Raw genomic sequence first — 10804 nt, 5'->3', positions numbered from 1 at the left:
AGCACAGACCAAAGCAGCTCTCGCAGTCGCCTCTGTAACGTTCCCGGTAAGAAACCGCGCCGGAAACCGAAAGGTTTAAATCATCAGTCATTGCTAAAGCCCTCCAAGTTTTATGTATGAAGCAGGTATAGGAAGCATAGTCGTACGCTCTACGCTCTACGCTCTACGCTCTACGCTCTACGCTCTACGCTCTACGCTCTACGCTCTACGCTCTACGCTCTACGCTCTACAAATTGTCGAGAAAATTCCCGCTGTTTGTCAATTCTAACGAATCGTAATAACGCTATTTGTTCTTCCCAAGGCTTTTACGAATTCTAACGAATCGTGATCACGCTATTTAAACGAAATCATCCCTTAATAGACCTATTTGCGGCAAATAAGAGGATGAGGATTCGTTAGATTTTAGAAAAAAGAAAAAACGGACAAATAGCGTTACCTAGATTCGTTAGCGACAAGGCTTCTGCCGACAGATTAAGCTGCGGGCGACTTACTCCAGGCTTCAGTCACTCTGCAGTCGCTACTCCACAGTTCTCACTTTGCTTCCACCACTCTGCATTCATCATTCCGCAGCTGTCACTCCACAACCGCCACTTCCCAGCCGTTACTCCACTGCTGTCACTTCACTTTCACTACTCCGCATTCATCATTCCGCAGCTGTCACTCCACAACCGCCACTTTCCAGCTGTCACCCCACAGCCTTCAATCTGCAGCCGTCACTTCGCGACAGTGACTCCGCAACCGTCACTCCGCTTCCGTCAGCTGTTTCGCCGCTTCATAGAAAATTTCTACCGCTCTGGCAATATCCACTGCGTCCGACCATTCTTCCGGACAGTGGCTGAGGCCGCCGCGGCTCGGCACAAACAGCATGCCGACGTCCGTAAAATCAGAGAAGATCATCGCATCATGGCCCGCTCCACTGTTCATCAGCAGATACGGAGCGCCGATTCCCTTGGTGCCTTCCTCCAACAGACCCCGCACCTTATCGCTCATCCGCTTTGGCTTTACATACAGCTGATGCTCAATCTCCACTTCGATACCTCTGCCGGCTGCTGCATTGGCCAGCTCTTCGACCCGCTTCATTACGCCGATCACATCTTCTTCGCGGCCTGCACGCATATCAACCGTAAAGACCACTTTGTCGGGAATGACATTCGCTCCGTTAGGAAAAACGTGCAGCCGTCCCGTCGTCACGACGGTACCACCGCCCTGCTCCGCCGCTGTATCCGGCAGCCGAGCAATGATCTTCGACGCCGCTACAAGCGCATCTGCGCGGCGCTCCATCGGTGTCGTACCAGCGTGACCGGCACTGCCTCGGACCGTAATCTGAAACTGCGCCAATCCGACGATTGCTTCAACTACACCGATCGGGATGCCCTCTTCTTCCAAAAGAGGTCCCTGCTCGATATGCAGCTCCAGGAATGCCTTGATACTGCCCGGTTCCCTTTGACCCGGCAGCGAAGGATCTAGGCCGATCGCCGTCATCGCTTCGATCGTTGTAACACCGTCCTTGTCTGTCAGCGCAGCGAATTGTTCCGCACTCAGTACACCGAGCATAGAACGCGAGCCCATCAGTCCGCCCGCGTAACGCGCTCCTTCTTCTTCGATCATGGCGACCGCTTCAAGCGGGTACTTCGGCTTCAGTCCGTGATCTCGGAACATTCTCGCCACCTCGAGTCCTGCTACTACGCCTGCCGGTCCGTCGTACGAGCCGCCGTTCGGTACCGAATCAAAATGCGAACCGATCAACACGCTCGGCGCGCCTTCGATCGACCCTTCCATTTTCCCGAAAATATTGCCGAAGCCGTCTTCCCGGACTTCCAGGCCGTATTCTCGCATCTGCGCCTTGATATATTCCCGAGTCTGCCGATCCTCCTCGCTGTAAGTCAGGCGGGTCGTCCCCTGGCCCGGCGTTGCGGTAAATTGGCCGATTGCTTCGATATGACGTTCAATGCGCTGGCGCAGTTCTTCCGTTTGTGTCGTCGTTTCGCTCATGATTATATCCTCCGTTCATTTTCAGCATTAGAGTTCGGATAAATCATCATTAGGGCTTAGGTAAATCAACCTCTATATTCTGGTGTTAGATCAAAAATGCGAACCCTGTGCAAAATATCTTTTCTTCCATTCTACTTCATTTCATCCCAAGCTACTTCATTTCAACTTAGGCTGCTTCATTCATCCTAGACTACTTCATCTCGTTCCAAGCTGCTCCACTTTATCCCAGGCGACTTCACCTTGTCTCAATCGGCTCCTTTCACGTGAAGCTGCTGCATGTTTCACAATTCTTTTTATTTTGCCTCAGGGGCTTTATTTTACGCTAGATTGCTTCATTTTTCTTTTACACTCGTTACTTTTACACCGCGCTTCCTTTACTCAGTGTCGGACCTTTTATCATAATAGCAGTCACTTTGAAAAAAACGATAATTATCCGAATTTCAAAAGAGTGAGCTAAAGACTCATTTATGGGTAAAGGGTAAATAGCACGCTTTATCCAAAATGCAGATAGAGGAGACATGTCCGTGAAGCAGGCCATGATCATTATCAATCCATCGTCAGGCAAAGAGCTGGCGCTTGAATACCTCCGCAAAGTCGAAGATATCCTGCACACAGAAGCCGGCTACGATGTCGTTGTCAACGAAACAACCAAAGAATTAGACGCTACCAATTTCTGTATCGATGCCTGCAAGCAGGAGTTCGATCTGGTTGTGTCTATCGGCGGAGACGGCACCTTGCACGAGACGATCAACGGGCTTCTCGACCAAAAACATCGGCCGAAGCTCGGTATTATTCCGCTCGGCACAGTGAATGACTTCGCCCGGGCAATGCACATCCCGCTTGATCCCGAAGAAGCAATTCATACGCTGACCTCGACGCGGCGGCGCCATGTCGATATGGCTCGTATCAATGACCAGTTGTTCGCCAACGTGGTCGCCGCGGGTTCGCTCGCCGATGCGCTGTCGTCCGTTTCGTCCGAAGAGAAGTCCAAACTTGGCGCATTTGCCTATTTCAAAGAGGGCGCGAAGGAGCTGCTGAGCAGTTCGAAATCTCCTCTCGTTATTACACATGACAGCGGGACCTGGGAAGGCGATGCACCGATCTTCATCGCGGCCTTGACCAACTCGGTCGGCGGCTTCGAGAATCTGGCGCCGGACGCCGAAGTTGACGACGGCCTACTGCACTGCTTTATCGTACATGATCTGAACTTCTTCAATACCTTGACGGCGGGCGTTTCCCTGCTGTTCGGCAATCTGAAGGGACACAAAGATGTTGAATACTTTACGGCTACACAGGTGACTGTCACATCAACAGAACCGGTTAAAACCAATGTGGACGGCGAAGCCGGTCCTGAACTGCCGATCAAGCTGCACATTCTGCCTTCTCATGTAGAAGTTATTGTGCCGGAAGAAGCAGATCCGGCCGAACAAGCAGATCCGGCAGAGGAATGATTAACGAAAAATGGAGCTGCTGCTACGAGTGAGTATGAAGATACAGCAGTGAATATAATCCAGTAAGCAGCGAATACAATCTAGTAAGCAGCAAACATAACCTAGTAATACGAAGTAATACGAAAAAGGCGGCCACAAGGCCGCCTTCTCCTATTCACAAATTTTACCCGGTTCTCACGCAATTCATACATCCGCCCCGGTACTCTCCAAGCTCAGCCCTTACGATTTGCCTATCGCTCTCTCCAAGCTCAACTCTTACTTTTAGGGCCTTCCTCCGCCCATGCCGCCTCTGCCTCCACTAGCTGCAGTCGTTACACCCGACTCGTTCACCCAGGTCGTTACACTGCCAGAGATCGTGAACGTCACGATCTCGCTGCCGCCGGCCGATACGGTATACGTGCCGCCGTCTTTCAGCTTCGTCGAACTGACGAGCACCATACCGAAATCTTTGGACGGTGTAACCGAAGCGACCGTGCTGCCTTCGCTGTCTTTGATATCAACCTGCGTTCCTGCAGTCTGCGTACTGCCGAACGTCATCGCAATAGACAGCTGTGAAGAAGAATCGCTTGGCGCCTGGGCCATGCCCGTGCTGCCTGCCACGATCAGGTCACCGCCACTGAGGTTAAACGTACCGTCGTAATCGAGTGAGCCATTACCGCTGCTTGTCGGTCCGTATACGGTCACGGTTCCGCCTGTCATTGTGATCGAACCATTCGAGTCAAGACCGTCGCCCTCGGCGTCGACCGTGAGCGTACCGCCATTGATCGTCAGCTGTGCATTTCCTGCGCCCATACCGAAGCCTCCGCCTCCCATGCCGCGTGCTTCCCCGGTTGCTGCAGCAGTATCGGAGGACGTCGTACTATTGACTGTCTTGAGGGCTGCCGTGCTGGCCGAAGCCGAAGCGGTCACAACGCTTGCGGTCGAATTCGAGGCTGAAGCGGCTGCCTCTTCGCTCGAAATCGACGTATCGGCTGCGGCTTCGTCCGTCGAAGCCGTTCCATCCGTCGGAGTTTCAGTTTCCGTCACTGCAGCAGCCTCAGAAGCGTTAACTCCGTCGTCGCTCGATACAACGTGGATGTCTCCGCCGTCGATCGTAATATTTTGCGCTTCAAGTCCTTCATAGCTGGCTTGAATGTCGATGGTTCCGTCGGCAATGATCAGATCCGTTTCGCCGTGAACCGCATCGTCGCCCGTCGAGATCTGCAGGCTGCCGCCTGTCACTTCGACAACCCCATTGCTGTGCAGGGCGTCATCTGCCGAGTCGATGACAAACGTACCGCCGTTTACCGTTAACACACTGCCAGCCTTGATGCCTTTCATGCTGTCAGACTCCGTTTCGGTCGAAGTTGTGGTCGTGTCAGAGTCGGAATCCGCGCTGCCCGCAGCGTCGGCTGCTGTATCCGAAGCATCAGCCGCCTTGCTCGAAGTGCCAGTTGTCTCATCCGAAGTATCGGCAGTCTCGCCCGAAGTATTTCCTGTTGCACTGCCCGTACCTGCAGTATTTGTCGGATCTATGGCCGCTCCGTTTTCATCAACAGCCGGCCCTTGTCCCGTACCCGGATCGCCGCTTCCACGGGGTCCGCGCATACCGCCTTCCGGACGTTGTCCTCCGCTGAATCCGCCAAAGCCTCCGCCCATTTCTGTAGTATGTTCCGGCCCGTTCTCATGCCCGCCGCCGGTTACGATGTTGAATTCTCCGCCGTCTGCTACCACATTTGTCTCGCCCTGAATCCCGTCGTTGCCGGCCTTGATATCGAATGTGCCGCCTTTGATAGCCACAAAGCCTTTTTCCGCATCTGTATCATTGGTCGATTTGATGCCGTCGCCAGCCGCGTCGATTGTAATCGTACCGCCTTCGACGTAAACTCGATCTTTCCCGACCATACCGTCGTCCGCTGCTTGGATATCAATCGTTCCACTTACAATATTCAGGTCGTCTTTGCTTGTGATCCCATCCTTGTAGTTCGCGGTCACGTTAAGGCTGCCGGTACCGTTAATTGTCAGATCCGCTTTACTGAAGATCGCTGCGCTGGGCTCTTCGTCTTCGTTCAGCGTGTAAGTCTGGCCGTCTGTCACTGTATTGGCCGTACCTTCGGCGAGTGTCAGGATCACTTTTTCAGCGGATTTGATATAGATTGGAGCGCTGTCGCTGTCCGTCAGATCGACACCGTTTAGAATGATACGGACCGACTCAGTATCGGCCGTGTCTACAAGAATTTGCCCGTCGCTCAGCGTTCCGCTCAGCACGTATGTGCCGGCTGCGGTAATGGTCACCGATCCATCCGCCGCTTTGGCACCCGAGCCGTTTACGGAAGCACCTGTGCCGGCCAGCGTGATCGTTGTCGAAGCCGTTTCGCTCCAGTCTGCCGTGTAGTCTTCATCGTCCAACTTAACCAAGCCTGCCGCCGTCAGCCCACTCAAGCTTGCCGACGCGGTCGAGACCGTCGATGCAGGCGCCGCCGCTTGTGCAGCTGTCGTTGTCGAAGCCGTTGTATTGGTTGTTTGTTCTGCAGGATTCGCTGCCGAACTGCAGGCCGACATCGTCAGCATTGCGCTGAGGAAAATGACAAGCCCCGCTCGTTTTTTTGCCCGGAATTTTTTCGCTTTTTCCATTTTCGTTGTTTTTCTCATCTATTCTCTTTCCCTTCATAATTGGATATGGAATGCTGCTTATGCGTAGTATCGCTTCGTCTTGCCTTTATCTTAGATTCCCAAGCTTTAACCAATCTTAAAATTTCATTGAAAGCATGAACGGAAGTATGAACAAAAAAACGCCGTCTCTATTTCGGAGAACCGGCGCTTGTCTTGCGTTCATCGGGATCTTGCTCATCCTACTTACCGATCCGCTTATTCATTCAGACGTGCATATAAATAGCAGTTTAAATGAATAAAACCTTCAACTTTCAACTTATCCACCTGTGGATAGGCGAAAAATAAGAAAAAAGGGATTATCCACAACCTTAAGACCACTTTTTTCATTACCCTCTCACCTGTGTATAACTTTTCTCCTTCTGCTATGTCTTTCTGGTCTTCCTCCCTCTATAACTCCGCCCACCAAAAAAGATAATTCTTTGGCACTACACAAAGAAAAGCGCCCGCCTCTCCCATGAAATTTCAGGAAAGACAGACACCTTTACATTCATTTTTATAAACCCGCCTAGTTATTTCGAATCCTATTCACGACGGAAGTTTCCGCTATACTGCCGAATCCTTTTCTTCCTTCCCTTTCCTGTCCCGTCTTTTCACGCTGTTTCACTTGTCTTATACCTTTCAATACTCTGCCATTACCGGAGGAGCCATCGTAAGTGAGAGATCGAGATTGCCGTTTCGGGTACGGATTGAATCGAGGAACGCTTTCTGATTAATGCTCCCGCTCATCGTAACGGAGTAAACGAGTTCGTACAGACTGCCGAGCTCCGTTGTACGGATTTTTTTGAGTTCATACTGTACACCGAACTTCCGGAACACTTCCTCGAATGCTTCTTCATAGCCGAGGTTTTCGGGAATCGTCACTTTGAGCGTCTTCTGTTGAGACCTGCGGACACCAAACTTAAAGCTGCTGAGCACGAACATTAAAGCGCACAGGATCACGGTAAACAGCACCGCATAACCGAGCGAACCGACGCCGCAGGCTAAGCCCGCTGCCATCGTGAACAGCACATAGGTAATATCCTTCGGATCACCTGCCGCGCTGCGGAATCGAATGATCGAGAAGGCACCGGCCAGGCTGAAAGCTCGGGCAATGTTGCTGCCGATCATCAGAATGATAACGGCGACGACAATCGGCAGCACAATTAAGGTTAATGTAAAACCCTGCGTGTACGTGGACTTGTTGGTCTTCATATAGGTCAAGCTGATGATCGTACCAAGGATAATGGCGAGCAGGATCGTTTCCAGCGCGCTCGTCAGAGTCAATTCAGTGGTACTGAGTGTTGTGTCGTTTAGAATGGAATCAAGCATATTGAACAATCTCCTTTGTTTTCGTGTTCTCCGTATTTTTCATATTTTCCGTAATCCGTGCACCGACTGCAGCGTTCGGCAGAAGCTCCGAACCCAAACCGTATACGATTCTGCCCGTTCGCACCATCTTCTTGTATTCATTGCCGTATTTCGAGAAGCTTGTCCGGTATAACCCGTGTTCGGACAGCATTTTGGACAACCAGGCCGGCACCGTTTTCTCCGCCTTCACTTCCATCAGCCATTGCCCCGGTTCCATCAACTGCTCGCCGTAATCGCCGTTCTCCAACTGGACATCGTAGCGGCGGCAGCGAATATTCGTATCGAACGTGATGCGCAGATCGCGGCTCGTCTTGTCGAATAATGCTTTGCGGTCGTAAGAAAGATATACTTTCGGCTCCAGATCGTACAGCCGGAGGAAATATTCGATCTCGTCGACCACCTGGGGATTCATGTAGGGCTGCAGCTCAGGCGGCTTTCCCGTACGCACAAACTCATAGGCTTCGTTCAACTTCAGCGCCGTGCGGCGTTTGTTAACCAGACCGAATACCTTTTTCTTGATCTCCAGATACACCTTGGCGTCCTCGCTCGGCACACCGTAAGATCGCAGCCGTAATTTTTCCTTATATTTCGGTTTGGCGAGACTTTGGCGGATTAGCGAGTCGCTTGGAGTGTCGAAGTACAGATTGCTGATACAGTAAAATTCGTTCTTGTTATATTCGTCTTTCTCCATATATTCCAGCAGCGCCCCATAGATCTTCTCGTACGCCGCATGATCCATCAGGTATTTGCTCTCGTATCGGTTGAAGACTTCGATTGCCATGATTCCTCGTTCCTTTCGTGGTGAAGTATTCGGTATTCCCTTGCCATGTATGTATCTTAGGCTGGTAACCTTTAACGAGTCTTAAAGATCGAGAAGTTTGTAAAATGAAAGTAAAGGAGACGGCACAGTAACAAGACTATCGGCTGCATAGGACACTATATGGAAGATTTCCAACAGAAAAGCGTCTTTTTTATGTTGATTAAATTCATTAAGGTTGATTAAAGGGACACCCGATATAATGAAAACAACGACAAAAATAAAAACAATGTACGCAAAGCAAAACTTAAACAGAGGGTGATCGATAGATGAGAATTTTGATTGTGGAAGACGAGGAGCATTTGGCGGAAGCCTTATCGCAAATTTTGAAAAAGAACCGCTACTCGGTCGATGTTGTGCACGACGGCGAAGACGGACTGGATTATGCATTAAGCGGCATTTACGATCTGCTGCTGCTGGATATTATGCTGCCGGGCATGGACGGGATCAGCATTTTGAAAACGGTACGGGGCAAAGGCATGGACGTGCCGGTTATCCTGCTGACGGCTAAGGGAGAAATTCCGGACAAAATCGCGGGACTGGATCACGGAGCGGACGATTATGTTGCGAAGCCTTTTTCCTCGGACGAACTGCTGGCCAGAATACGGGCGGCGATGCGGCGCAAAGGCGAAGTGGTTCCGGAAGACGCACTGAAATTCGGCGACCTGGAACTGAACGCGTCAAATCCAAAGCTGACGGTGCGGGGCAAGGAGATTAAACTGAATCCCAAGGAAAGCGAGCTGCTGGAGCTGCTGATTCTGCGCAAGCAGGCAGTCACATCGAAGGAGCAGATTATCGAGAAGCTGTGGGGGTTTGATTCGGAAGCAGAGCATAACAACGTGGAAGTCTATATTTCTTTTCTGCGTAAAAAGCTGAAGTTTCTCGCCTCTGACACGCGCATCACGACCATTCGAAGCGTGGGCTACGTGCTGGAGGAGGACCGAGAATAATGGGAAAAAGAGCGCCGAAAAAAGGCCGCGCCGAAAAAGGAATCCCGCAAAATCCGCTGTTCAAAAAACTGCGCGACCGGTTTCTGATCGTCAATCTGGCGACCATTGTCATTATTATGCTGGTGGCTTTTGCTACTATCTACACGATTACCTACCGTCAAGTCCAGAACGAAATCGGCATGGATCTGGAGCGCACAACCAATATGTACCGAGACGACATCAATGGGAGCAATCCGCGGCACGGAAATGGACCTGACAATCTATCGGGCGCGGCAGCAGGCGAAATGGAATCCGGGCAAAATGATACGGGCAGCGCGGATAGCACGGCAGCCTTTTCGGAAACGGGTGCCGCAAATGACGCAGTCACTGGTTCCGGAAACACTGGAGATGGCGGATTTGGCGGCGGGATAGGCGAACCGCCGAGAGACGGCGGATTTGGCGGGGACGGTACGCCTCCCGAAAGATCTGTATCGTTCATGCTCCACACCGATTCGGCAGGCACGCTTACCGAAACGGACTCGCGGTTCAGTATGACTGACGATTTCTATGCCGCTGCCCTGCAGCAAGCGGAAGGAATGGATCGTGACCGTGGCAGCTTTACTTTGGAAGACAGCCGCTGGACTTTTATGCGGATGCCGACAGACACAGGCACAATGTACGTATTCATCGATACCACTACGCGTCAGGACATCTTGAAGACGCTGATCTACACATTTATAGCCGTCGGTCTTGTCATGCTCGTCGTGCTGTTCTTCTTCAGCCGGTTCTTCGCAAATCGTTCGATCACCCCGGTAAGAGAAGCGTTCGAGAAGCAGAAGCAGTTTATCGGCGACGCTTCACATGAGCTCAAAACGCCGCTGGCCGTTATTAATACCAATGCCGATGTGCTGCTCGCGAACGGGGATGAAACGATTCGCAGTCAAGAGAAATGGCTGCGTTATATCAAATCGGAGACCGAACGTATGGCCAAGCTGACCGGCGACCTGCTCTACCTGACCGAGATGGACGACTCGCGGACCAACATGATCCAGGCCCGCTTCGATCTGAGCGACGCGGTCGAGAACGTCATGCTGACGATGGAAGCCGTCATCTTCGAAAAGGACTTGGCGCTCGATTACGACATCGAGCCTTCCTTGAGCATCGTCGGCAGCCGCGAGCAGATTACCCAGATTACGATGATTCTACTCGACAACGCGGTCAAGTACGCCAATGCCAAAGGCTCGGTCGACGTCTCGCTGAAGCGGGAGCACAGCGAGGTCCGCCTCGCCGTCAGCAATACCGGCGAAGGCATCCCCGCCGAGCATCTGCCGCGGGTATTCGACCGCTTCTACCGCACCGATCAGTCGCGGACCCGCTCCCAGGGCGGCCACGGCCTAGGACTGGCGATCGCCAAGTCGATCATCGAACGGCACAAGGGGCGGATCTCGGTCCAGAGCATCCCGGGCGAGAAAACGACGTTTACCGTGCATTTTCCGGCTTGATCCGCCCATCGGTTGTTTCGATCTTCATCAAAAATTCATTTTGTTTGTGCATGTTTCTCTTCCAACTGGGTATATATAACCTACGTTAAGCGAATCATTTGCTGTAAAGGAGCT

The 10804-nt window shown here is 51.8% G+C and carries 7 protein-coding genes; 3 read left to right on the top strand and 4 right to left on the bottom strand.

The genetic code is table 11. The features are described from left to right. Positions 1–741 precede the first annotated feature (741 nt). Complete coding sequence (locus F456_RS0111015) at positions 742–1992, bottom strand: Zn-dependent hydrolase (RefSeq protein ID WP_018977085.1); 1251 nt, start codon at positions 1990–1992, stop codon at positions 742–744. 524 nt (positions 1993–2516) lie between these two features. On the opposite strand from F456_RS0111015, the gene F456_RS0111010 reads away from it, so the two are divergent. After that, positions 2517–3443, top strand: a complete 927-nt coding sequence (locus tag F456_RS0111010) for a diacylglycerol/lipid kinase family protein (protein WP_018977084.1) — start codon at positions 2517–2519, stop codon at positions 3441–3443. A gap of 261 nt (positions 3444–3704) precedes the next feature. On the opposite strand, the gene F456_RS22355 is transcribed toward F456_RS0111010, so the two are convergent. The 3 genes from F456_RS22355 to F456_RS0110995 all read right to left on the bottom strand — a co-directional run bounded on the left by F456_RS22355 (position 3705) and on the right by F456_RS0110995 (position 8223). Further along, positions 3705–6074, bottom strand: a complete 2370-nt coding sequence (locus F456_RS22355) for a carbohydrate-binding domain-containing protein (protein ID WP_018977083.1) — start codon at positions 6072–6074, stop codon at positions 3705–3707. Positions 6075–6713: 639 nt separating this feature from the next. Next, positions 6714–7403 (bottom strand): DUF4956 domain-containing protein, encoded by a 690-nt coding sequence (locus F456_RS0111000; protein ID WP_018977082.1) that lies wholly within the window; start codon positions 7401–7403, stop codon positions 6714–6716. Beyond that, positions 7396–8223, bottom strand: a complete 828-nt coding sequence (locus F456_RS0110995) for a polyphosphate polymerase domain-containing protein (RefSeq protein WP_018977081.1) — start codon at positions 8221–8223, stop codon at positions 7396–7398. The genes F456_RS0111000 and F456_RS0110995 overlap by 8 nt, the downstream gene beginning before the upstream one ends. A gap of 305 nt (positions 8224–8528) precedes the next feature. Between F456_RS0110995 and F456_RS0110990 the strand changes: the two genes are divergently transcribed. Beyond that, positions 8529–9209, top strand: a complete 681-nt coding sequence (locus F456_RS0110990; protein WP_018977080.1) for a response regulator transcription factor — start codon at positions 8529–8531, stop codon at positions 9207–9209. Further along, complete coding sequence (locus F456_RS0110985; RefSeq protein WP_018977079.1) at positions 9209–10690, top strand: sensor histidine kinase; 1482 nt, start codon at positions 9209–9211, stop codon at positions 10688–10690. Before F456_RS0110990 ends, F456_RS0110985 begins: the two co-directional genes overlap by 1 nt. Positions 10691–10804: the final 114 nt, after the last annotated feature.

The sequence above is a fragment of the Saccharibacillus kuerlensis DSM 22868 genome, from assembly GCF_000378145.1.
Lineage (GTDB): Bacteria > Bacillota > Bacilli > Paenibacillales > Paenibacillaceae > Saccharibacillus > Saccharibacillus kuerlensis.
The sequence above is the reverse complement of the archived record's forward strand: the minus strand, read 5'-3'. Positions and strand labels throughout refer to the sequence as shown.

Coding starts and splice junctions, on each gene's coding strand:
- F456_RS0110995 (WP_018977081.1), bottom strand. CDS start 8,223: ATGGCAATCGAAGTCTTCAACCGATACGAGAGCAAATACCTGATGGAT.
- F456_RS0111000 (WP_018977082.1), bottom strand. CDS start 7,403: ATGCTTGATTCCATTCTAAACGACACAACACTCAGTACCACTGAATTG.
- F456_RS0110985 (WP_018977079.1), top strand. CDS start 9,209: ATGGGAAAAAGAGCGCCGAAAAAAGGCCGCGCCGAAAAAGGAATCCCG.
- F456_RS0110990 (WP_018977080.1), top strand. CDS start 8,529: ATGAGAATTTTGATTGTGGAAGACGAGGAGCATTTGGCGGAAGCCTTA.
- F456_RS0111015 (WP_018977085.1), bottom strand. CDS start 1,992: ATGAGCGAAACGACGACACAAACGGAAGAACTGCGCCAGCGCATTGAA.
- F456_RS22355 (WP_018977083.1), bottom strand. CDS start 6,074: ATGAGAAAAACAACGAAAATGGAAAAAGCGAAAAAATTCCGGGCAAAA.